The organism is Serratia surfactantfaciens (assembly GCF_001642805.2).
GTDB lineage: Bacteria > Pseudomonadota > Gammaproteobacteria > Enterobacterales > Enterobacteriaceae > Serratia > Serratia surfactantfaciens.
The window spans coordinates 338553-360289 of record NZ_CP016948.1 but is presented as its reverse complement, the minus strand read 5'-3'; the positions used below and the strand labels follow the sequence as shown (position 1 = coordinate 360289).

The 21737-nt window shown below is 62.5% G+C and carries 20 protein-coding genes; 5 read left to right on the top strand and 15 right to left on the bottom strand.

From position 1 onward, the window contains the following. Nucleotides 1–1317: a phosphate regulon sensor histidine kinase PhoR gene (gene phoR, locus ATE40_RS01690; RefSeq protein ID WP_019454221.1), complete on the bottom strand. Its 1317-nt coding sequence runs from the start codon at nt 1315–1317 to the stop codon at nt 1–3. A 24-nt stretch (nt 1318–1341) separates the two neighbouring features. After that, complete coding sequence (phoB, locus tag ATE40_RS01685; RefSeq protein ID WP_004940438.1) at nt 1342–2031, bottom strand: phosphate response regulator transcription factor PhoB; 690 nt, start codon at nt 2029–2031, stop codon at nt 1342–1344. A gap of 215 nt (nt 2032–2246) precedes the next feature. Here phoB and sbcD point away from each other — a divergent pair, with 215 nt between their 5' ends. The 3 genes from sbcD (at nt 2247) to licT (ending at nt 7808) form a co-directional block, all read left to right on the top strand. After that, the gene (gene sbcD, locus ATE40_RS01680) at nt 2247–3479 is read left to right on the top strand and encodes an exonuclease subunit SbcD (protein WP_063918829.1); all 1233 of its coding nucleotides are present in this window, start codon (nt 2247–2249) and stop codon (nt 3477–3479) included. Then, on the top strand, nt 3476–6727 hold the full coding sequence (gene sbcC, locus ATE40_RS01675) for an exonuclease subunit SbcC (RefSeq protein WP_063918828.1): 3252 nt from the start codon (nt 3476–3478) through the stop codon (nt 6725–6727). Before sbcD ends, sbcC begins: the two co-directional genes overlap by 4 nt. Before the next feature lie 232 nt (nt 6728–6959). Beyond that, nucleotides 6960–7808 carry a BglG family transcription antiterminator LicT gene (gene licT, locus ATE40_RS01670; RefSeq protein ID WP_063918827.1) on the top strand — a complete coding sequence of 283 codons (849 nt, stop codon included), beginning with the start codon at nt 6960–6962 and terminating at the stop codon, nt 7806–7808. On the opposite strand, the gene ATE40_RS01665 is transcribed toward licT, so the two are convergent. The 3 genes from ATE40_RS01665 to mak all read right to left on the bottom strand — a co-directional run bounded on the left by ATE40_RS01665 (nt 7805) and on the right by mak (nt 9437). Continuing rightward, nucleotides 7805–8191, bottom strand: a complete 387-nt coding sequence (locus tag ATE40_RS01665) for a type II toxin-antitoxin system VapC family toxin (protein ID WP_019454226.1) — start codon at nt 8189–8191, stop codon at nt 7805–7807. The genes licT and ATE40_RS01665 overlap by 4 nt on opposite strands. Next, entirely contained in the window at nt 8188–8421 is a 234-nt protein-coding gene (locus tag ATE40_RS01660) for a type II toxin-antitoxin system Phd/YefM family antitoxin (protein ID WP_019454227.1), read from the bottom strand. The genes ATE40_RS01665 and ATE40_RS01660 overlap by 4 nt, the downstream gene beginning before the upstream one ends. Before the next feature lie 101 nt (nt 8422–8522). Then, the gene (mak, locus tag ATE40_RS01655; protein WP_063919577.1) at nt 8523–9437 is read right to left on the bottom strand and encodes a fructokinase; all 915 of its coding nucleotides are present in this window, start codon (nt 9435–9437) and stop codon (nt 8523–8525) included. A 217-nt stretch (nt 9438–9654) separates the two neighbouring features. On the opposite strand from mak, the gene rdgC reads away from it, so the two are divergent. Beyond that, on the top strand, nt 9655–10566 hold the full coding sequence (gene rdgC, locus ATE40_RS01650; RefSeq protein WP_004940461.1) for a recombination-associated protein RdgC: 912 nt from the start codon (nt 9655–9657) through the stop codon (nt 10564–10566). Nucleotides 10567–10631: 65 nt separating this feature from the next. Here the strand turns inward: rdgC and ppnP are convergent, their stop codons facing one another. The 10 genes from ppnP to ATE40_RS01600 all read right to left on the bottom strand — a co-directional run bounded on the left by ppnP (nt 10632) and on the right by ATE40_RS01600 (nt 20869). After that, nucleotides 10632–10922 carry a pyrimidine/purine nucleoside phosphorylase gene (ppnP, locus tag ATE40_RS01645; protein WP_004940463.1) on the bottom strand — a complete coding sequence of 97 codons (291 nt, stop codon included), beginning with the start codon at nt 10920–10922 and terminating at the stop codon, nt 10632–10634. Between the two features lie 151 nt (nt 10923–11073). Beyond that, on the bottom strand, nt 11074–11865 hold the full coding sequence (locus tag ATE40_RS01640) for an energy transducer TonB (protein WP_063918826.1): 792 nt from the start codon (nt 11863–11865) through the stop codon (nt 11074–11076). Nucleotides 11866–11867: 2 nt separating this feature from the next. Then, on the bottom strand, nt 11868–13199 hold the full coding sequence (locus ATE40_RS01635) for an HlyD family type I secretion periplasmic adaptor subunit (protein WP_019454230.1): 1332 nt from the start codon (nt 13197–13199) through the stop codon (nt 11868–11870). Continuing rightward, nucleotides 13196–14980 carry a type I secretion system permease/ATPase gene (locus ATE40_RS01630; protein WP_063918825.1) on the bottom strand — a complete coding sequence of 595 codons (1785 nt, stop codon included), beginning with the start codon at nt 14978–14980 and terminating at the stop codon, nt 13196–13198. Before ATE40_RS01630 ends, ATE40_RS01635 begins: the two co-directional genes overlap by 4 nt. Nucleotides 14981–15052: 72 nt before the next feature. After that, complete coding sequence (locus ATE40_RS01625; protein WP_004940479.1) at nt 15053–15619, bottom strand: heme acquisition protein HasA; 567 nt, start codon at nt 15617–15619, stop codon at nt 15053–15055. 78 nt (nt 15620–15697) lie between these two features. Next, entirely contained in the window at nt 15698–18385 is a 2688-nt protein-coding gene (locus ATE40_RS01620) for a TonB-dependent receptor (RefSeq protein WP_063918824.1), read from the bottom strand. Nucleotides 18386–18541: 156 nt separating this feature from the next. Then, nucleotides 18542–19495, bottom strand: a complete 954-nt coding sequence (locus ATE40_RS01615) for a FecR family protein (protein ID WP_063918823.1) — start codon at nt 19493–19495, stop codon at nt 18542–18544. A 76-nt stretch (nt 19496–19571) separates the two neighbouring features. Then, complete coding sequence (locus ATE40_RS01610; protein ID WP_019454234.1) at nt 19572–20072, bottom strand: RNA polymerase sigma factor; 501 nt, start codon at nt 20070–20072, stop codon at nt 19572–19574. A gap of 144 nt (nt 20073–20216) precedes the next feature. Then, a complete protein-coding gene (locus ATE40_RS01605; protein WP_004940491.1) occupies nt 20217–20417 on the bottom strand; it encodes a YaiA family protein in 201 nt (66 codons plus the stop codon). A gap of 47 nt (nt 20418–20464) precedes the next feature. Further along, nucleotides 20465–20869, bottom strand: a complete 405-nt coding sequence (locus ATE40_RS01600) for a nuclear transport factor 2 family protein (RefSeq protein WP_025160072.1) — start codon at nt 20867–20869, stop codon at nt 20465–20467. Nucleotides 20870–20967: 98 nt separating this feature from the next. On the opposite strand from ATE40_RS01600, the gene ATE40_RS01595 reads away from it, so the two are divergent. Beyond that, a complete protein-coding gene (locus tag ATE40_RS01595; RefSeq protein WP_063918822.1) occupies nt 20968–21708 on the top strand; it encodes a helix-turn-helix domain-containing protein in 741 nt (246 codons plus the stop codon). The last annotated feature ends 29 nt before the right edge of the window (nt 21709–21737 follow it).

The following is a 21737-nucleotide window of genomic DNA, read 5'->3' as shown; positions in this document are numbered from 1 at the left end:
TTAATTTTTCACCGCATTCTCTGATAAAGCGGCCGGAACAATCAACCGGTTGGGTAAGGTAAAGATAAAGCGGGTGCCGATCCCCGGTTCGCTGAGGATCTCCAGCCGCGCGTCGTGATGGCTGAGCGCGTGTTTGACGATCGCCAGCCCCAGCCCACTGCCGCCGGTCTGGCGCGAACGGGCCTTGTCGACGCGATAAAAACGCTCGGTCAGGCGCGGAAGGTGCTCGGCGGCGATGCCCGGCCCGTTGTCGCTGACCTGGAACTGCGCGCCATGCGCCGTCTGCTGCCAGCTGACTTCGATATGGGTGCCCTTCGGCGTGTGATTGACCGCGTTGTACACCAGGTTAGACACCGCGCTGCGCAACTGGTCTTCATTGCCGAACACTTTGAGCTGTTCGTTCACCCGGAAAGCGATCTCGTGATTGCCGCCGCTCAGCGATTGCGCCTCGCGCTGCAACACCCGCAGCATCAGCGGAATATCCACCCGTTCGTTCATGTCGACATTGGGCGCCGCCTCGATGCGCGACAGCGTCAGCAACTGCTTGACCAGCCCGTCCATCCGGCGGGTCTGCTCTTGCATGGTGCTCAGCGCCTTGCTGCGCAGCGAGCCGTCCTGCTCTTCGTCGCCCATCATTTCCAGGTAGCCCTGCAGCACCGTCAACGGCGTGCGCAGCTCATGGCTGACGTTGGCGAAGAAGTTGCGCCGCGCCCCTTCCAGCTGGCGCATCTGGGTGACGTCGCGCGCCACCATCAGCAGTTGCCCTTCGGAATAGGGCATCACGCGGAATTCGACGTAATGTTCGTTGTTCAACTGCAGCGTCAGCGGGCGCGAAAACTCCTGCTGTTGCAAATAGTGGCTGAACTCCGGATAACGCAGCAGGTTGAGGATGTGCTGGCCGTTGTCTTCCGGCCAGCGGAAGCCGAGCAGATGCTGCGCCAGACCGTTGCACCAGAAGATATTGCCTTCGACGGTGGTCATCACCACCGCGTCAGGCAGCGATTCGGCCCCGCTGCGAAAGCGCTTGATAAGCAGCGCCAGCTCGCGGCGGCGGCGGCGGTTGCGCTGCTGCATCTGATACAGGCCATAGAACAGCGGCTCCCAGCTCCAGCGGCCGGGCGGCGGCGTCATGCTGCGGTCGATCCACAGCCAATGGGAGAGTTTGAGCTGGTTGTAGAAATTCCACACCAGCGCAGCCAGCGCAGAGGCCAGCAGGAACCAGGGCAGATAACCGAAAATCAGCCCCAGCAGTAAGGCGGGCAGACAAAAAAGAGCCAGCTCCAGAGCCAGCCTCTTCCACGACAGACGTTCTAACACGGCATATTCTCCAGCGCGGCGCGATCAGTAGCGCGTTGAGAACCGGTAGCCGGTGCCCCGAACGGTTTGAACCATTTTATCATGCCCACTGGTTTCTAACGCCTTGCGGAGCCGACGGATATGCACGTCAACGGTACGGTCTTCCACATAAACGTTAGTGCCCCAGACGTGATTAAGCAACTGCTCGCGGCTATAAACCCGCTCCGGGTGGGTCATAAAGAAGTGCAGCAGCTTGAACTCGGTCGGCCCCATGTCCAGCGCCTGATCGTTCGCCATCACGCGGTGAGAGGACGGATCCAGGCTCAGCCCTTGCATTTCAATCACTTCTTCCACCGCCATCGGTGAAATACGGCGCATGACCGCTTTGATGCGCGCCACCAGCTCCTTGGGCGAGAACGGCTTGGTGATGTAATCATCCGCCCCCACTTCCAGGCCGCGCACCCGGTCTTCCTCTTCGCCGCGCGCGGTCAACATCATCACCGGGATATCGCGGGTCAGCGCTTCGCGCTTCATATGCTTGATAAACTGAATGCCGGAACCGCCGGGCAGCATCCAATCGAGCAACACCAAATCAGGGAACGGCTCAGACAGGCGCGTCACGGCGCTGTCATAATCCTCGGCTTCCAACGGTTGGTAACCATTCTGTTCCAACACAAAGCACACCATCTCACGGATCGGCGCTTCGTCTTCCACCACCAGTATGCGTCTTGCCATCGTCAATCCTGCCAATGTGTTAGCGACTTTGCGGGCGCCATTATGCGTCAGTTTTGTGACACTTTTATGAAAAAAAGCGGCTGTTATAGGCAGTAAGCATAGCGATTATTTCCCGCAGTAAAGAAAAATCATTCCGCTGCCCTCGCCATTGCGCCGGGACAGCCGGCGCCGCGGCCTTTATAATCATCGCCATTACCTTTGCACCCGGGAGTGTCATGCGCCTGATCCACACCTCTGACTGGCACCTTGGCCAGTACTTTTTCACCAAAAGCCGCGCCGCCGAGCACCAGGCTTTTCTGAACTGGCTGATCGAACAGGTAGAGCAGCAGCAGGTGGATGCGCTGATCGTCGCCGGGGATCTGTTCGATACCGGCTCGCCGCCCAGCTACGCCCGCGAACTGTACAACCGCTTTGTGGTGGAACTGCAGCGCACCGGCTGCCAACTGGTGGTGCTGGGCGGCAACCACGATTCGGTGGCGACGCTGAACGAATCGCGTGAACTGCTCTCCTGCCTGAACACCACGGTGATCGCGAGCGCGCAAGGCGCCCCCGAACAGCAGATCCTGGTGCTGAACCGGCGCGACGGCCAGCCGGGCGCGGTGCTGTGCGCCATCCCGTTCTTGCGGCCACGCGATCTGCTCACCAGCCGCGCCGGCGAATCCGGCGCGCAGAAACAGCAGGCGTTACAGGAAGCCATCGCCGAACATTACCAAACGCTGTATCAGGCGGCCTGCGAGCGCCGCGACCAATTGGGCCTGCCGCTGCCGATCGTCGCCACCGGCCACCTGACCACCGTCGGCGTCACCACCTCCGACTCGGTGCGCGACATCTATATCGGCACCCTCGACGCCTTTCCGGCGCAGGCCTTTCCTCCCGCCGACTATATCGCGTTGGGCCACATCCACCGCGCGCAGAACGTCGCCAAATCGGAGCACATTCGCTATAGCGGCTCGCCGATCCCGCTCAGCTTCGATGAACTGGGCAAAGCCAAAAGCGTCTTTATGGTCGATTTCGCCGACGGCGCTTTGCAGCAAGTGGAAGCGTTAACGATCCCGCAGTTTCAGCCCATGCAGCTGATCAAAGGCGATCTGGCCGAGATCGAACGGCAGCTGCGGCAGTTTGCCGATTATGACGGTGAGCTGCCGGTGTGGCTGGATATCGAAGTGGCGACGCAGGACTACCTCAGCGACATCCAGCGCCGCATTCAGCTGCTGGCGGACGAGTTGCCGGTGGAAGTGCTGCTGCTGCGGCGCAGCAAAGAACAGCGCCGCCAGGCGATCGCACAGCAGGATAAGGAAACGCTCAACGAACTGAGCGTCAATGAAGTGTTCGAGCGGCGCCTGGCGCAGGAGACTGAGCTGCCCGAAACGCGCCAACAGCGGATGCGCCAAATGTTCCGCCAGGTGGTCGATGCGGTGCAGCACAACGCCGAGGAGAACAACCCATGAAAATCCTCAGCCTGCGCTTAAAAAACCTCAACTCGCTGCAGGGCGAATGGAAGATTGACTTCACCGCCGAGCCGTTCGCCAGCAACGGCCTGTTCGCCATTACCGGCCCGACCGGCGCGGGCAAAACCACCCTGCTGGACGCCATCTGCCTGGCGCTATACCACCAGACGCCGCGCCTCAACGTCACGCCAAGCCAGAATGAACTGATGACCCGCCATACCGCCGAATCGTTGGCGGAAGTCGAGTTCGAGGTCAAGGGCGTCGGCTATCGCGCCTTCTGGAGTCAGCGCCGCGCCAAAAACGCGCCGGACGGCAACCTGCAGGCGCCGAAAGTCGAACTGGCCCGCCGCGAAGACGGCAAGATCCTGGCGGACAAAGTGCGCGACAAGCTGGAGATCACCGCCGCCATCACCGGGCTGGACTTCGGCCGCTTCACCAAGTCGATGATGCTGTCTCAGGGGCAGTTCGCCGCCTTCCTCAACGCCGACGCCAACGATCGCGCCGAGCTGTTGGAAGAACTGACCGGCACCGAAATCTACGGGCGATTGTCCGAACAGGTGTTCGAATCCCACAAACAGGCCAAAACCGATCTGGATGGGCTGCATCAGCGCGCCAGCGGTATCGAGCTGCTGAACGACGAACAGCGCCACTCCCTGGCCGAACAGCTGACGGCGCTGAGCGGGCAGGAAAGCGCTCTCGGCGAGCAAACCCGGCAACAGCAACAGGCGCTGAGCTGGTTACAACAATGGCAGCGATTCCGGCAACAGCAAAACGAGGGGCGGCAACGGCTGGAAAACGCCCAACGCGAGCAGGCCGAGGCCGCCCCGCAGCTCCAGCGGCTGGCGCTCAGCGAACCGGCCGAAAAATTGCGGCCGCTGCGCGGCGAACGCGATCGCTGCCGCGCCGAGCTGCAGACGATACAGCAGCAAGCGGCCCTGCTGACGCAGCAGCAGGAACAGCAGTCGGCGCAGCTGGCGCCGCTGCAGCAGGCGGTAGAAAAGACCCGCCTGGCGCAGCAAGCCCATGCCGAGCACATGCGGCAACAGCAACAGCTGATCGATGAGCAGGTCGCCCCGCTCGATCATCAGATCGCCCAACTGCAATCGACACAGGCCGAACGGCGACAGGCCGGCGATGCTGCCGCGCAGCAGTGCGCCCAACAGCAGGCGGCGCTGGAGCAGCTCACCGTTCAACGCAATCAACTGACGACGCAGGGCGCACAGCATCAGCAGCAATTGAACGCGCTGACCCAAGCGCTGGCCGTTCAACAGCAGCAGCAGCAAGCGCTGGAGGCGCAAACGCCGCTGGCCCCGTTGCGCCAGCGCCTGAGTGCCCTGGCAGATCTGCGTCCAACGCGTCAGCAGTTGTCCACGCTCGCCACCCTCCACCGTCAGACCCGCGAGCGGCTGACCCGGCAGCAAGCGGAGCACGCCGGACGACAAACGCAACTCGCCGAGCTGCAACAACAGCTGGAGAGCGCACGCCAGCAATTCAAACAACACAAGGCGCAGCTGCAGGAAGTAGAGCGGATCCACGAGCTGGAAAAACGCATCGTCAGCCTGGAAGCGGAGCGTGCCCTGCTGCAAAGTGGCGCCCCCTGCCCGCTGTGTGGCTCGACCACCCACCCGGCGGTGGAGCAATATCAGGCGGTGCAGCCTTCGGCGACGGAGCGGCGGTTGGTTGAGATGCGCACCCTGGCAGAGAAACTGCAAACCCAGGGTACCGAACTGCGCACCCGCTGCGAAAGCCTGCTGGAACAGCAGCAGCGCCAGCAGCAAACCATCGCGCAGGATGAACAGCAGCTGGCCGGCCAACAGCAGCAGTGGCAGCAGCTCAGCGCGCCGCTGGCGTTCGACTTTACGCTGGCGGATGACGAACCGCTCAGTGCCTGGCTGAGTGGCTGCGACGATGAAGAGCGGCGCGGGCAACAGGCGCTGCAGCAGCATGAACAATCGGCGCAGGCGGTACAGCAGGCGAAAGACGCGCTCGCGGCGCTGCAAACGCAGCAGCAGCAGGCGCAGCAACAGTTGGCGTTGCTCGAAGAGCGCTTTACGCTGCTGCAAAAAAACCACGCCGATAGCCTGCAACAGCAACAAGACCTGCAACAACGCTGGCAAGAAGGCGAGAAAATCCTCGCCGAACGGCGTGCGCAGCGGCTGGCGCTGTTCGGCGAACAGCGGGTCGCCGAGGTGCGCGAACAGCTGCGCGCCAAACAAACCGCCTGCGAACAGGCCAGTGTTCAGGCTGCCGAGCAGTGGCAAAAGGCGCAGGAACTGCGCGAACGCCTGGCAGGCCAACAGGCCGGGCTGCAACAGCAACACGCCCAAATGCAGGAACGGCTGCAGCAGGCGCAGCAGCAGTGGCAGCAGGCGCTGGCCGACAGCGAATTCGTCGATGAAACCGCCTTCGCCGCCGCGCTGCTGGACGACGCCCTGCGCCGCGAATTGCAGCAGCGCAAAGAGCAGTTGCAGCAGCGGCAGGTAGAGGCCACCGCCCTGCTGACACAGGCGACGCAAACGCTGGAGCAGCATCGGCAGAACCGCCCTGAAGGGCTGGATGAAGCCAACGCGGATATCGACGCGCTCACCCAATCGCTGGCCGAGCTGGCGCAGCAGTTGAAGGTGCTGCAGCTGCGCCAGGGCGAACTGCGCAATCAGTTGGAAAGCGACGCCGCCCGCCGCCTCAATCAGCAGGCGCTGTTCGAGCAGATCGCCCGCAGCCAGCAAGACTACGATGACTGGAGCTACCTCAACCAGCTGATCGGCTCAAAAGAAGGCGACAAGTTCCGCCGCTTTGCTCAGGGGCTGACGCTCGATCATCTGGTTTACCTGGCCAACAACCAGCTCGGCCGGCTGCACGGACGTTATCTGCTGCAGCGCAAGACCAGCGATGCGCTGGAACTGCAGGTGGTCGACACCTGGCAGGCGGATGCGCTGCGCGATACCCGCACCCTGTCCGGCGGCGAGAGCTTCCTGGTCAGCCTGGCGCTGGCGCTGGCGTTGTCCGATCTGGTCAGCCATAAAACCAGCATCGACTCGCTGTTCCTCGACGAAGGCTTCGGCACGCTGGACGCCGAAACCCTCGATACCGCGCTGGATGCGCTGGACAGCCTGAACGCCTCCGGCAAAACCATCGGCGTGATCAGCCACGTCGAGGCGATGAAAGAGCGTATTCCGGTGCAGATCAAGGTGAAGAAGGTTAACGGGCTTGGCGTCAGCCGGCTGGAAGCGCACTTCAGGCTGGAATGATCCCGCGGCGCGCGGCGTAGAAGTGTGACCGCGGCGGCACTCCGCGGTGAAAAGCGTTGAGCCGCAGCGGGCACGGGTTATTATGCCAACATAATAGGATTGTTACTGTATCCCCTCCGCCGCTCAGGGCCGCAGGGCAGAAACATAAAATACAGGCAAAACCTGACGCCCGGGATCGCTTCCGGGCGTCAGGTTTTTTCGTTTTCAGGATGCTGAAACACCGGGAAAAACCATGAAAATCGCTAAAATACTCAATAATAACGTGGTGATTACGCTGGACGACCGTCAGGAAGAGACGGTGGTGATGGGAAAAGGAATCGGCTTTAAAAAGAAGCCCGGCGATACGCTGGACGAAAGCCTGATCGAAAAGGTATTCACCCATAACGGCGGTGAAATCGCCGAACGCTATAAAGAGCTGCTCGCCGAGATCCCGCTGGCCTGCGTTACCACTGCCGACAGGATTATCACTCTCGCCCGCGAACGCCTGCCGGGCAAATTGCATAACATCGTCTACATCACGCTGACCGATCACATCCACTTCGCCCTGCAGCGCCATGCGCAAGGGCTGGATATCAAAAATGCGCTGCTGTGGGAGATTAAAAAGCTCTACCCGGCCGAGTTCGCCGTCGGGCTGGAGGCGCTGGCCCTGATCGCCCAACGGCTGGATACCGCGCTGCCGGAAGACGAAGCCGGATTTATCGCCCTGCACCTGGTCAACGCCCAGCTTAACGACGAGATGCACAACACGCTGCACATCACCCGCGTGATGCAAGAGATCCTTAACCTGGTTAAATACCATTTCCGCTTTGATTACAACGAGGAAGCCCTGAGCTACCACCGTTTCGTCACCCATTTGAAGTTCTTCGCTCAGCGCCTGCTGGGGAAAAACTACGTCGATAGCGACGACGACTCGCTGTATCAGGTGGTGAAAGAGAAATACCGCGAGTCTTTCGCCTGCGCCGGCAAGATCAACCGCCACATCGAAAAGCACTATCAGCATCAGCTCACCACGGAAGAGATGATGTTCCTGACCATTCATATCGAACGGGTGCGCAGCGAAAGTGAGGAAAAGCCGGCTTAACGGCGGGCGTCCGCCACCCGCACGCCGTACTGCGGAAACACCGCGTCGGCGGAGATCAGCGTCAGCCCTTCGGCCTGCGCCTGTGCGATCAGCATGCGATCGAAAGGATCCTGATGATAGGGCGGCAACTGCCCGGCCTGTTGGCAGTGAAAGGCGTCCATCGGCAGCGACAGAAAATCTTCGGCCTCGATGATCGCAAAGATATCTTCCGGCAGCGCCAGTTTACCCAGCGCCTGCTTGATCGAGATCTCCCAAATGCTGGCCGCGCTGACGTACACCGCATTGCCCGGATCGGCGATCTGCCTTTTGGCGTTCGCGCCCAGGCAGGCGTCATCAATCAGCCACCACAGCAATGCGTGGGTATCCAGCAGCAAGCGCTTCATTCATCGCCCTCAAACAGCGCCGCAATGGCCGCGTCCCCCGCGTTGAAATCCGCCGGCACGGTGAACTTACCCTTGGCGGCGCCAGGGCGGCGCGCTTCGCCCTTGATGGCGACCAGCTGTACATACGGCTTCCCTGCTTTTGCAATAATCACGGTTTCTCCCTCCGCGGCTCTGTCCGCCAGCTGGCTCAGATTGGATTTGGCTTCATGCATATTGGCCTGAATTGCCATCGCGTCCTCCTTAGCTAAGTTAGCTAAAGCATAAAGCGCCGTCCAGTTTTTGTACAGGGAAGGGTTTAAAGCGCGAGCTTGCTCGCGCTTTGTTGCAACGCTTAGCGCTGCTGCTGCGGCCACAGCCAGGCCGCGCCGCGCACGCCGCTGGAGTCGCCGTGGACCGCCTTGCGGATCGGCGTTTCACACTCGCCGCCGAACACCCAACTTTTCACCAACGCGGGCACCGTGCGGTACAAACGATCCACGTTGCTCATGCCGCCGCCGAGCACCACCACGTCCGGATCCAGAATGTTGATCACGTGCGCCAGCGATTTCGCCAAGCGCATTTCGTAACGTTCGATCGCCTGCACCGCCAGCGCATCGCCCCGCTCGCTCAGCGCCATGATCTCATGCCCTTGCAGCGCGTTGCCGCTCAGGCGCGCATAGTCGGTGGCGAAACCTGTGCCGGAAATAAAGGTTTCGATGCAGCCCGGCTTGCCGCAGTAGCACGGCACTTCGCGGGCATAGCGCAGCTCATCGTCATCCTGCCACGGCAGCGGATTGTGGCCCCATTCGCCGGCGATGCCATTGCCGCCGGAATGCGCCTGGCCGTTCAGCGCCACGCCGGCGCCACAGCCGGTGCCGATGATGACCGCAAACACGGTTTTCGCGCCGGCGCCGGCGCCGTCGGTGGCTTCCGACACCGCCAGGCAGTTGGCGTCGTTGGCGATACGCACCTCGCGCGCCAACAGCGCCGACAGATCCTTATCCAGCGGCTGGCCGTTGAGCCACACCGAGTTGGCGTTCTTTACTCGCCCGGTAAACGGCGACAGCGTGCCGGGAATGCCGATCCCGACCGATCCTCGTTCGCCGGTATGATCCTCCGCCAGTTTCACCAGTCCGGCGATCGCCGCCAGGGTTTGCCGGTAGTCATGGCGCGGCGTGGCGATGCGATGGCGAAACAGCTCCCGCCCGTCATTCGCCAACGCGATCACTTCAATTTTCGTTCCACCCAAGTCGATGCCAATGCGCACGTATTTTTTCTCCTCGATGCCGCGCAGCGTTGTCACAGCCTAATGTAAGCGCGCGAATGAATCACCTGTTTCCCATTCTCCGTCCCGTCCTTTCCCGATGCGCAAAGCGACGCAATTCGGAGAGAATGGGGCGATTTTTCAGCGTCAATTCGTTATCATGCCGCCCTGCTTTTGACGAATCAGCGTGCCGAACGCACGCCCAGCCAGGGATAACATTATGCTGTGGTTTAAGAATTTGATGGTTTACCGTTTGAGCCGCGAAGTGGCGTTAAACGCGGATGAAATGGAAAAACAACTCAGCGCGTTCGCCTTCACGCCGTGCGGCAGCCAGGACATGGCGAAGACCGGCTGGGTCTCCCCGATGGGCTCGCACAGCGATGCGCTGACGCACGCGGTCAACGGCCAGATCGTCATCTGCGCGCGCAAGGAAGAGAAAATCCTACCGTCGCCGGTGATCAAGCAAGAGCTGCAGGCCAAGATTGAGCGCCTGGAAGCGGAGCAACACCGCAAACTGAAGAAAACCGAGAAGGACGCGCTGAAGGATGAAGTGCTGCACAGCCTGCTGCCGCGCGCGTTCAGCCGCTTCAACCAGACCTTCATGTGGATAGACACCGTCAACGATCTGATCATGGTCGACGCCGCCAGCGCCAAACGCGCCGAAGACACGCTGGCGCTGCTGCGCAAGAGCCTCGGCTCGCTGCCGGTGGTGCCATTGACCATGGAAAGCCCGATCGAACTGACGCTGACCGAATGGGTGCGTTCCGGTGAGATGCCGGCTGGCTTCGCCATTCAGGATGAAGCGGAATTGAAAGCGATTCTGGAAGAAGGCGGCGTAATCCGCTGCAAGAAGCAGAATCTGATCAGCGACGAAATCGCGGTGCACATCGAAGCCGGCAAGCTGGTGACCAAGCTGGCGGTGGACTGGCAAGAGCGCATCCAGCTGATGCTGTCGGACGACGGCTCGCTCAAGCGCCTGAAGTTCGCCGACACGCTGCGCGAACAGAACGACGACATCGATCGCGACGACTTCGCCCAGCGCTTTGACGCCGACTTTATCCTGATGACCAGCGAGCTGGCGGCGTTGATCAAAAACACCATCGAAGCGCTCGGCGGCGAAGCCCAGCGTTAATCTCGCCTCAGAAATGACCAGGGCCCAGCATCCGCTGAGCCCTGCGTTCCCCTAGCGAACAAAATTTATTTGCTCAGGTAGCGGCACAGATAGGCGGTGGCGTCGGCCACCTGCAGGTTGAACTCGCTGTGCCCCGGCACGAAGAACTTCTCGCCCGGCGTAAACACTTGCCAGTCCGGCGCTCCCGGCAGCAGCACTTTCAGCGCCCCGGTGATCACTGTCATTTCTTCCGGCTGCGCGGTGGAGAAGGTGTATTCGCCCTCTTCCATCACACCCACGCTGGTAAGACCGATGCTGCTACTGTCAAAACCGATAGACTTCACTTTTCCGGCAAAATACTCATTCACTTTCAGCATAGACTGGCACCCGCGTAATCATCTTGATGGAAAATCCATATTGGGGGATTGCGGTTGATCTGTCACTGGTTTTTCGCGCGAAATGCGATCGCGGCGCAGAGGCAAAGGTTTCCGTACGTCACGCTCAGGCCATCGCCATGAAACAACCGCGTCAAAAACCCGCGCCGCGCAAACTGAAATCGATCGGCAGCGTCAATTCCACCGAGCCGTTGACGTAGGCGTCCGCCGGCGGCGTGGGCAGCGGCGAAGCGCGTTTGACCAGCGCCTGGATTTCGCGATCCAGCGACGGCAGCCCGGCGCTGCTGACCAGCGTCACCGCCAGCACGTGGCCCTGTCTGTCCAGCGTGAAACGCACCTGCCCGACGCCCTGGCGCTTCAGCCGCAATGCGTCTTTAGGATAACGCTTAAAGCGATTCAGGCGGCTGCTGATGCGGCTGCGCCAGTTGTCCTCCCCCGCCTGAGCATAGGGAGTCAGGCGAGTTTGCGGCGCGGCCGTTTTATCCGCGCGGCCCGGCGGCGGCGCGCCGACGTTGTGATCCTGAACCCTCGGCGGCGCGATGGTTCTCTCCTGCGGCGGCGTGCGGGGCAGGTTGTTTTTTTTCACCGGCTTAGGCGGTTTTTTCTGTTTCGGCGGCACGGCGATGTTCGGCTGCGCGGCGTCGGGCACTTTCACTAGCGGCAACGGCTCCGGTGGCGCCGGCGGTTCAACCTGAGGCGGCGGCGTCCTTTGTCCCGGCGGTTGTTTCGCCTCGGCCGGGGCCTGCGGTGCGGCGGCCATCAGCACCATCACCGCCGGTGGCGGTACCCACGGCGGCTCGGCCTTGTCTCGCCAGGGCCAAAACAGCGCTGCAACCAGCAGATGCAGCGCCAGCACCAACACCAGACAACGGCGCCAGGGCATGGTGGCACCGGGCGCGGCGAAAGGCAGCGGCGAAACCGACATGCTCACTCTTCCGTCAGCGCCAAATGGAGGCGATCGGTCAGCGGTTTGAACAGATAGTTCATCATCGAACGCTCACCGGTGCGGATGAAGCCTTCGACCGGCATCCCCGGGCGGATCTCCAACCCGCTCAAGCGTCGCAATCCTTCTTCGCTGACCTTGGCGCGCACGCTGTAATAAGGCGCGCCGCTTTTCTCGTCGGTCAGGCGATCGGCCCCGACCAGCGTCACTTCGCCCTCGACGCGCGGCGTGGTGCTTTGGTTGAACGCCGAGAACAACAGCTCGACCGGCAACCCCACCTGCACTTTATCGATCAACTCGACCGGGATGCGCGCTTCTACCTGCAGCCCGCGATCGCTGGGCACGATCTCCATCAGTTGCTGACCGGCGCCGATCACGCCGCCTTCGGTGAACACGCTCAACCCCACCACGGTGCCCGCCACCGGCGCTTTCACCTGCGTATGCCCCAAATCGGCCTCCGCCTTGGCCAGGCGGTTATCCAGCTCGTCCAGCTTCATCCGCACCTCGGCCAGCTGGCTGCTGACCTCTTTCTGATACTCTTCCCGCCGCTGGATCGCCCGCAGTTTCAGCTCCAGGATCTGGCGCCCCAGACGGCCGATATTGCCGCTGTCCTCGGACGCCTGGCCATCGATCTGCGCATGCTGCCCCTCCAGATCCAGCAGCCGATTGCGCGCCACATACCCTTGCGCCGCCAGCTTGCGCATGCCGCCCAGCTGCTCCTGCAGCATGGCCTTTTGCCGCTGTTTGCTGGCGTAAGACTGCCGAACCCCTTCCAACATCGCCTGCGATCCGGCGATGCTTTCCGCGATCGCCGCCAGCTCGCTCTGCAGTGCCGCACGGCGGCTGGTGAACAGCTGCTGTTGCAGCAGCATCAGTGACATCACTTCCGGCTCTTCTCGCCGCGCTTGCAGCGATGGCGGGAAAGCGATCGCTTGCAGGCCGTCGCGCTCGGCTTGCAGCCGCGCCTGCTGTGCGGCATTGCTCAACTGCTGGCTGCGCAGCGCATCGCGCTGGGTGCGGCTGTCGACGGTATCCATCAACAACAGCACCTGCCCGGCGCTGACCCGGTCGCCCTCATGCACCTGAATCTGCGACACCACGCCGCCGCTCGGGTGCTGCACCGCCTTGCGATTGCCCGCCACCACCACGCTGCCGGAAACCGGCACGCCTTTGTCCAGCGGCGCCAACAGCCCCCACAGCAGGAAACCGCCAAACCCCAGCACCACCAGCCAGCCTCCCAGCCGCAGGTAGCGACCTTCGTCGAACTGCCGGGAAAGGGTGTCGATATCGCCGGGAATCACACTCTGATTGCTCATACTTTTCGTTCACCGCTGGCCGTTTTGGCGAAGTTGGCGTAATTGACGTTGAAGCCGCCGTTGCTGCACCCGGCATTGGCCGATGCAGCGGCAGCGGCGGGCGCAAAACCAGGCAGTTTTTTCAGGATGGCGTCGCTGGGGCCGAAGTGCTGTATCTGGCCGGCGCTCAGCACCAGCAATTTGTCGGTGGCCGCCAGGATCGCCGGTTTGTGGGTCACCAACACGATGGTGGTGCCACGCGCCTTCAGCGCTTCGATCGCCTGCTGCAGCGCCCCTTCCCCTTCGCGATCGAGGTTGGCGTTCGGTTCGTCCAGCACCACCAGCGCCGGAGATCCATACAGCGCGCGCGCCAGCGCCACCCGCTGACGCTGGCCGCCGGACAGGCCGCTGCCGCCTTCACCCAGCTCGGTCTCATAGCCTTTCGGTAAATGCAGGATCAGCTGATGCACGCCGGCCAGCGCCGCCGCGGCCACCACCTTCTCGGCGTCGACCTGCCCAAAGCGAGCGATGTTGTCCGTCAGGGTGCCGGCGAACAGCTGGATATCCTGCGGCAAGTAACCGATATGCGGCCCGAGTTGTTGCTTGTCCCACTGCTGAATGTCTGCACCGTCCAGCCGCACGTCGCCGCTGAGCGGCGTCAGCGCGCCAACCAGTTGGCGCATTAGCAGGGTTTTGCCGGAGCCGGACGCGCCAATCACGCCCAGCACCTCGCCGGCCTCCAGACGAAAACTGACGCCGTGCAACACCGGCGCCGTGCCGCCTGGCGCACTGGCGGTCAGCTGATTCACGGCCAATGTACCGCCGGGCGCCGGCAGCGGCAGACTCGGCATTCGTGGCGGGTTAGCGGCCAACATCACCTCCAGCCGCTGCAAGGACTGGCGCGCCGATGACCACTGCTTCCAGGCGCCGATCAGCTGATCGATCGGCCCCAACACCCTGCCGATCAGGATCGATCCGGCGATCATCATGCCCGGCGTAATGTCGCCGTTGACCGCCAGCAGCGCGCCGCAGCCCAACATCAGCGACTGCAGCGCCAGCCGCACGGTTTTCGACCAGGCGGTGACCGCGGCGATTTTCTCGCTGGCGCGGTTCTGCAGCAGCAGGAACTGCTGATGCTGCCGCAGCCAGCGCAGGCGCAAGTCGGTCAACATGCCCATGGCGGCGATGGCTTCGGCATTGCGCAGGTTGCCGTTGGCCTGTTGCGTGGCGCTCAGCGCGACGCGGCCGGCCTCCGCCAGCGGCGCCTGCGACACCCGCTGGTTGAGCCAGGCCAGCAGCACCAGCACGATCACCCCGGCGCTGGCCAACGCGCCAAGCCAGGGATGGAGCAGAAAAACCACCAGCAGATAAACCGGGAACCAGGGGGCATCGAAAAAGGCGAACAGCGCATTGCCGGTGGCGAACTGGCGCAGGTTGGTCAGATCGTTCAGCGCCTGCCCCGCCAGCGGGTTGCCGGTTTTCAGGTTGGTTTCGAAGGCGGCGTCGTAGACCCGCTGATTGAGGCGCATATCCATCTGGGCGCCAAGGCGGATCACCACCTGGCTGCGCACCCACTCCAGCAGCCCCATAAACAGATAAAGGCCGACCACCATCAGGGTCAGCATCGCCAGCGTCATGCGGTTGCCCGACGGCAACACGCGATCGTAGACCTGCAGCATGTACAGCGCCGGGGCCAGCATCAGCAGGTTGATCACTGCGGTAAACAGCGCAATGCCCCAAAATCCGCGCCGGTATGCGCCCAGCACGCTCATCACTTCTCCGCGCCTGACGGCGTTTTTCATGGCGTTTTCCATCGGCTAAAAACGAGAAAACGCCCGCCGGGGCACGCGGCGCCGGCGGGCAAACGGCCGCGATCAGGCCGCCAGCAATTCCGGGCTGTCGGCGTGCTGCACGCCCACCGCCGTCGCCGCCGCCACCTGATCGAAGGTGGAGTTGACGCTCAGACCGTAGTCGTCGAGGATGCCGTTCAGCGCGGTTTCCAGCGCGCCGGTATCGCCGGACATCAGGCCGTACACCACCTGGTGTACCACGCCATCGTGGCCCTGCGCCTGCAGGCTGCTGAGATTCAGGCCGCCGAAGCTGACGTCAGGCACCTGGATGTTGTACGGCGTGGAGCCGCCGCCGTTCAGGCCGTCGCCGAACGACAGGGAATCCAGTTGACCGTACAGGGTGTGCGCCGGTGCGTTGAACAGGGTGTAGGTCAGGTTGCCGCCCGCCACGAACGAGGTGATGTTATTGGCGGTGCTGGTCACGGCATATTGGCTGCCGGACAGGCTGCCGCCGTAGAAACCGCCGCTGTTGGAGTCGGTGACATTACCGTTGGTGTGGTTGATATCGCCAAACGACGACGCCCACTCGTTCAGATAGTTATGGATGCTGTAGCTGCCGAAACTGCTGTCATAATTGACTGAAAATGCCATTTCTCTATCTCCATTGATGAACGGCGCCCCTTGCGAGGCGACCTCTGTGCTCAACGATGAGCAACGCCCTTTTACTGCTTAAAAACGGTACTCCACCCCGCCCTGCACGCTGCGGCCGCGCCCCAGGGTATTGGCCAGCGTCTCGCCGTAGCTGACGACGTAGGCGCGGTTGGTCAGGTTCTCCACCGAGCCGCGCAGCGTCAGGCTGTCGGTCAGTTTGTAGCTGGCGTACAGATCGAACAGGGTGTATTTCGGCCAGTCGGCCAGATACGGGTAGTTGGACGGTACCGAGCTGTCCTGATAGCCCGGCGCGAAGCGCACGGTCACCCCAGCGTCCAGCTTGCGATCGAAAGCGCGGCCGCCCAGCGTCACCGAGCCGCGATCGCCCGGCAGGTAAGCGGCGGTGCCGAACTGCGAGCCGCCGTCGCAGGACACGGCGTCATTCGCCGTCGGATCCTGCTCCGCGTAGAAGTTGCCCGGCCGGGAGTTGGCGCCGTAACGCAGGCGATTGCCCAGCCAGGCGTTCCTGGAGCAAAACTCGTTTTTACCGATCATGTGGGTGTAGGTCAGGTCGGCGTAAAACACCCCGGCGTCATAGTTGAGCTGGTACTCCAGCCCGCGGAAACGGGTTTTCGACAGATTGTTGACGTAGGCGGCGTTGCCGATGCTCGGCTGCACCAGCCCCGGCTTGTCGCGGTTAATCGCCAGGTTGATGTAGTTATCCACTTTGGTGTCGAAATAGGCCACCTTGGCCGCCAACCGATCGCCCTCAAACCACAGATCCGGCTGCTGCACGTTGAACCCCACTTCCCAGGCGCGCGAGCGCTCGGCCTGCAGGAAGGGGTTGGGATATTGCGTAGAAGTGCTGTGAGCGCTGCCGTTGGTTAGCGTTTCGGTGATCGCCGGCGGCCGCCAGGATTTGCCGTAGGTGGTATACAGCTCCAGCCACTCCACGCCGGGACGCACCGCCAGCGCCAGCGTCGGCGACAGCTTGCCCTGATCGCGATCGACGTTCCACTCCTGCTGCGTGGTGGTCGCCAGACAGTTGCGCAGCCGCAGCTGTTTGCAGGGATTCTCCGCCGTATACGGGAAGTCGGCGTAGCTCAGACCGGTCTGGCCGCGCAGGCGATAGCGGTCGTAACGCAGCCCGCCTTCCAGCGTCAGCCAGCCGTCGTAGTCGTAGGTCAGGTTGGCGAACAGGCTGCCGACCGAGCGGTTGCCAGCCGGTGTTACCCCTTCCATGCCCTGACGGGAAGAGTCGCTGGTGGCCTTGTCGTAATAGAACTCCAGCCCGTAGTTGGCGCGGAAGTCATGCCCCGGTGCCAGGCTGAAACGCGAGGTGTTTTGCGCCTGTGCGCCATAGGTGCGCAGGCGAGTGCGCGTCGCGTAGCCGTTGTTCAGCAGCGTGCTGGTGCTGTAGGTATCGCTGTCGTCCTGAGTATCGACGTAATACAGCTTGGCCTGAAAATCGAGCCAGTCGACGCCTTCCGGCGCCAGGCTATAGTCGAACGCCGCGTTGCGCGCCATCACGTCGCTGTAGCCGGTGCGCTTCCAGCCCAGTTCATAGGGCGGCCGGGTGCCCAGGTTGGTCAGCGTGCCGGCGATCGGCGACGCGGTCTGGGTCTGCAGATAACTCAGCTGCAGGCGCTGGTTGGCGGGCAGGTTCCAGCCCACCTTGGCCAGTCGCGAGTGCATGCGGTAATCAGTGTCGGGGATTTTGTTGTTCTTGATGCTCTCGGCGTAGCGATCGTAATTGCCGGTGTCGTTATTGATGCGAATGTTGCCGATATCGCCTTTGTTGCCGGGCCAATAGTCGCCGAGGTGGCGTTCGCTGGCGGCCAACAGGATATCGCCGGTTTCATTCCCCAATGCCAGTATGCCGCTGCCGATGAAGTGGGTGCCGTTATCGCCGGTGCTGGCGTGCAGCTTGCCGCCCAGCTCTTTGCCCGGCGCCAGGAAATCGCTCGCGCTGACGGTATTGAACGTCGCGATGCCGCCAAGCGTGCCGGCGCTGCCCATGCCGCCGGTGGTGCCCTTGTCGATGGTTACGCCGGACAGCAGCTCGGAATCGATATACATGGTGCCGTTACGCTGGCCATGACCGCTCTTTTGAAAATTCTGCCGCATGCCATCGATATTCATGTTCACCCGGCCATAGTCTTGTATGCCGCGGATGTTGACCGACAGCGCCGGATCTTGCTGGCTGACGCTGGAATAGGCGCCCGTGGTCTGTTCCAGAATATCGGCCGCGTGCCGCGCCGGGCGGTTGTCCATCTGTTCGCGGCTGATGACGCTGACCGAGCGCGGTTCGTCGTAAACCCAGTCGTTGACGCTCATGCCGCCGGCCCCCAGCACCGTCAGGCTATCCAGCGCCAGCGCGCCGCCATCGCCGTTCGCCGTCGGCAGCCGGCTCAATACGATCTGCCCCTGCGGCTGCAGGCGGAAAGCCACCGGATTGCCGCCGATCAAGCGCCGCAGGCCCTGTTCAACGCTCATGCTGCCGTTCAACGCCGCCGCCTGCATGCCGTCGAGCTTCACCTCGTCGAAAAACACCTGCATGCCGGCCTGCTCGGCGAAGCGCAGCATGGCGCTCTGCAGAGGCTGCGCCTCAATGTTGAAATTCTTTTGCTGTGCGGCCTGCGCGCCGCTCGCTTCAGCCTGCGCGGCGATCGCCACAACAGGCTGAGTCAACACCATCGCCGCCAACGCAGCGCGTACCGCCGTGGCCAAGCGGCCGGCCGGCGTGGTTCCCTTGTGAATAAACATGCGTGTGTGTTCCACCCGAAAGAATGCCAAACCAAGTGATAATGGAAATCAATCTCGTTTAAACATAAGGACGTTCCGGAGGGTGAAAACCCGTAAAGATTTTTTACAGAAAGTGAAAATAGCGGCGAAACGGGCGTCCCGGCCCACCTGCGCCGATCAGTAAAGCAGCGTGATGCCGGGGAGATTCAGTTGGCGGGCGGCGAGTTCCTGACGAATGGCGCTGACACCGTCGTCGAGTTTATTGAGCGCGAACACGCCGCTTACCGTGCGCGCTCTCAGCACAGGGGTGACAGCCACGATGCGCGTCTCGCGATAGCGGTTGAGCTGCGCGAGCGCCTGCGTCAGCGGTTGGCGGTCGATCACCAGCCAGCCGCGCCGCCAGGCATCATCGCCGGCCGTTTGCCGCGTCAGCCACAGCAGGCCGCTGCGGTAATGCGCCGCCTGGCGTTGCGCGACCACCAGCGAGCGCTCACCGCGCTCGAGCGTCACCCGCACGCTGTGCTGATGCACGCTGACGTCGACGCCCTGCCCGGTGCGCGCCACGCTGAACTCGGTGCCCAGCGCCTGGGTGACGCCGTTTTCCGCCTCTACCCTGAACGGGCGCTTTTCCGGCCCGTTCACCGGTGCGACGATAAAATAGGCAGCGCCGCTCAGCAGTCGCACCTTGCGTTCGTTGGCGGAATAGGCCAGCGCGATCGCGCTGCCGCTGTCCAGCGCCACCCGGCTGCCGTCCGGCAACGTGACTTCGCGCACCTCGCCGCGAACGGTTTGATAATCCGCCTGCATGCCGATCCATATATCCGGCCCGCGATAAACGCCGAAGGAAACGGCGATCGCCACCGCCGCCGCCATCGCCCAGCGGGCTCCTCTACGGCGAAATGGCGTTTTCAGCGCCGCTACCTGCGGCTGCAGCGCCTGTCGCTGTTCTGGCGGCAGTTGCCCCAGCGTCGCCCACAGCAAGCGAGCCTGACGCAGCGCCGCCGGATGCTGCGGATCATCGGCCAGCCAGGCCTCCAACGCTCGCCGCTGGTCGGCGGCCAGCGCCCCTTCGGCCAGGCGCACGGCCCAGGCGGCCGCCTGTTGCCGCGACTGCGCGGTTAGCGGATTCATGATGGCATAGACCCCTGTTTTTTCTGGTTATAGGTTAAGACGTCTGAAGGCGGATAAACCCGTAAAAAAATTGTCATTATTGATCGTCCATCAACGTCATCAGCCGCTCCAGCGCGCTGGCCAGATGCTTCTCCACCGTACTGAGCGATACGCTCAGTTGAGCCGCCACCTGCGCCTGGGTCAGCCCGTCGAGCCGGTTGAGCCGGAAAATCTGCTGCGTGCGCGGCGGCATGCCCGCCAGCGCCTGTTGCAACAGCTGCAGCATTTGGCTGTCAATCGCCAGCTGCTCGAGCGCCGGTTCGCCGGAGGGATACTGCGCCAGAATGTCATCCTCTACCGCATCAGTCTGTCGCCGCTGCTGTTGCCGAAGATGGTCAAGCATCAGATTCTTGGCGGTTTTATACAGGTAAGCCTCGATATCGAGAATATTGCCCTGCGGGTATTGCTCGGTGAGGCGGGTAAAACTTTCCTGCGCCAAATCCGCGGCCAGCTGAGGGTCGCGCAGTTTGGCGTTCAAGTAGGCTTGCAGCGGCCGCATATGGCGCAGAAACAGCGCCTGCAACTCGGAATTGGACATCTCTTTTCCCAGAAGTGAAACACCCAATAGGGGCGATAAAAATCACATAAATGATTATCATTATCAATATTGTTCTGGGAAATATGTGCTAAGGCGGGGATAAACAGGAAACCGGCCTGACGCCGGTTTCCGCTGGGCTGCAGGTCAGAGCTCTAACGCCTCGTCTTCATAGCGATGCTTGGCGTCGAGCGCTTCCTGCTCGGTTTCATGTTCACTGAGCAACGTATTCGGCTCAATGTCGTCGGTGCGCACCTCAAAGCGGCGCAGATGCAGGTTCGGGTCGCCTCGAAACACCTCTACGACGCGGGCACTCCGTGGATAAGCAGGTTGATCATTTTCGCGCATGCCGTTCTCCCGTGTGTTTCACACAGTAGCAAGTATAGCAGCCGCCCTCATTCCGACACGCGCGAGCCAAGATCGCGATCGCCGGGATCGCCCGCCAGCAGCTCGGTCAGTTCTTCGCAGGCGCAAATGCGGCCTTCACGCACGGTGAAGTGCGCCAGCACCCGCACGCGGCTGCAGGTGCCGTCGCGCTTTTCCACCTCGACCAGATGGTGGGTCAGCACCGCCTCGCCCTGCTCCGCCGCCGCGATGATGCTCAGCGTCATGCGGCGGGTTTGCCGCTTCAGCAGCGCCATATGCTGCTCAAACTGCTCGAAGTGCAGCACCTTGCCATCCACCTGCTGGCGGTAGTCCGCGCTGAAGCGGGCGGCGAGCTGGGCCGGCCGATGCTCCGGGTTGGCGACGATCTGCCGCAGCGTATCGAGCACCAGATTCAATGGGGTAAGTTGAGTCATCACGTTTCTCCGAATAGGGTGAATGGCGATCCTATCTCGGTCGGGTGATGGCATAATAACCGTATCAGGACTTTCAATAACGTTAAACGGCCAACACGATGCAGATCCGCAGCCAACGCCTTCAGCATGAAAAAAAGCACCTGACGCCCTGGCATCAGCACCAAGGCGGCCAGATCTATCTCTTGACGCGCGGCATGCTGGCGCTGGAACTGCCCGGCCGGCAATGGGCGATCACCGGCGGCACGCTGGGCTGGCTGCCGCCGGGGTGCGCCCATCAGGCGCTGGCCTGCGGCGATGTGGCGGGCTGGAGTCTGTATCTGCCGGTGGAAAGCGCGCCGGAGATGCCGCTGCAGCCGCAGCTGTTCACGGCCTCTGCGCTGTTGCAGGCGCTGGTGGAACGCATCGCGCAGTTCCCTGCCGGCCCGCTGAGTGCGCCGCAACGGCGGCTGCTGCAGGTGCTGCTGGACGAAATGCACGCGGCGAGCGGCGCCCCTTTGCAACTGCCGCTCCCGCAGGACGCCCGGTTGCTGAACATCGCCCGCGCGCTGCTGAACGATCCCGCCAACCTGCGCAGCCAGCGCGACTGGGCCGTCTGGGCCGGGCTCAGCCCGCGCACCCTGAGCCGCCGCTTTCTGCAGGAAACCGGCATCGGCTTCGCGCTGTGGCGCCAGCAGGCGCGGGTATTGCGTTCACTGGAGGGATTATCACGCGGCGAAGCGGTCGGCGAGGTGGCCGACGCCTGTGGCTATGACAACGTCAGCGCCTATATCGCCGCCTTCCGCCGCCGCTTCGGCGTCACGCCCGGCGCCTACTTTGCGGCAGTTCGGCTAACGGAATAGGGAAACGGGCGCACGGCGCCCGAAGAGAA

Excerpts from the sequence above, each read along its gene's own strand:
- phoB (WP_004940438.1), bottom strand. The coding sequence starts at position 2,031 with ATGGCAAGACGCATACTGGTGGTGGAAGACGAAGCGCCGATCCGTGAG.
- sbcD (WP_063918829.1), top strand. The coding sequence starts at position 2,247 with ATGCGCCTGATCCACACCTCTGACTGGCACCTTGGCCAGTACTTTTTC.
- sbcC (WP_063918828.1), top strand. The coding sequence starts at position 3,476 with ATGAAAATCCTCAGCCTGCGCTTAAAAAACCTCAACTCGCTGCAGGGC.
- licT (WP_063918827.1), top strand. The coding sequence starts at position 6,960 with ATGAAAATCGCTAAAATACTCAATAATAACGTGGTGATTACGCTGGAC.
- ATE40_RS01665 (WP_019454226.1), bottom strand. The coding sequence starts at position 8,191 with ATGAAGCGCTTGCTGCTGGATACCCACGCATTGCTGTGGTGGCTGATT.
- ATE40_RS01660 (WP_019454227.1), bottom strand. The coding sequence starts at position 8,421 with ATGGCAATTCAGGCCAATATGCATGAAGCCAAATCCAATCTGAGCCAG.
- rdgC (WP_004940461.1), top strand. The coding sequence starts at position 9,655 with ATGCTGTGGTTTAAGAATTTGATGGTTTACCGTTTGAGCCGCGAAGTG.
- ppnP (WP_004940463.1), bottom strand. The coding sequence starts at position 10,922 with ATGCTGAAAGTGAATGAGTATTTTGCCGGAAAAGTGAAGTCTATCGGT.
- ATE40_RS01640 (WP_063918826.1), bottom strand. The coding sequence starts at position 11,865 with ATGTCGGTTTCGCCGCTGCCTTTCGCCGCGCCCGGTGCCACCATGCCC.
- ATE40_RS01635 (WP_019454230.1), bottom strand. The coding sequence starts at position 13,199 with ATGAGCAATCAGAGTGTGATTCCCGGCGATATCGACACCCTTTCCCGG.
- ATE40_RS01630 (WP_063918825.1), bottom strand. The coding sequence starts at position 14,980 with ATGAAAAACGCCGTCAGGCGCGGAGAAGTGATGAGCGTGCTGGGCGCA.
- ATE40_RS01625 (WP_004940479.1), bottom strand. The coding sequence starts at position 15,619 with ATGGCATTTTCAGTCAATTATGACAGCAGTTTCGGCAGCTACAGCATC.
- ATE40_RS01620 (WP_063918824.1), bottom strand. The coding sequence starts at position 18,385 with ATGTTTATTCACAAGGGAACCACGCCGGCCGGCCGCTTGGCCACGGCG.
- ATE40_RS01615 (WP_063918823.1), bottom strand. The coding sequence starts at position 19,495 with ATGAATCCGCTAACCGCGCAGTCGCGGCAACAGGCGGCCGCCTGGGCC.
- ATE40_RS01610 (WP_019454234.1), bottom strand. The coding sequence starts at position 20,072 with ATGTCCAATTCCGAGTTGCAGGCGCTGTTTCTGCGCCATATGCGGCCG.
- ATE40_RS01605 (WP_004940491.1), bottom strand. The coding sequence starts at position 20,417 with ATGCGCGAAAATGATCAACCTGCTTATCCACGGAGTGCCCGCGTCGTA.
- ATE40_RS01600 (WP_025160072.1), bottom strand. The coding sequence starts at position 20,869 with ATGACTCAACTTACCCCATTGAATCTGGTGCTCGATACGCTGCGGCAG.
- ATE40_RS01595 (WP_063918822.1), top strand. The coding sequence starts at position 20,968 with ATGCAGATCCGCAGCCAACGCCTTCAGCATGAAAAAAAGCACCTGACG.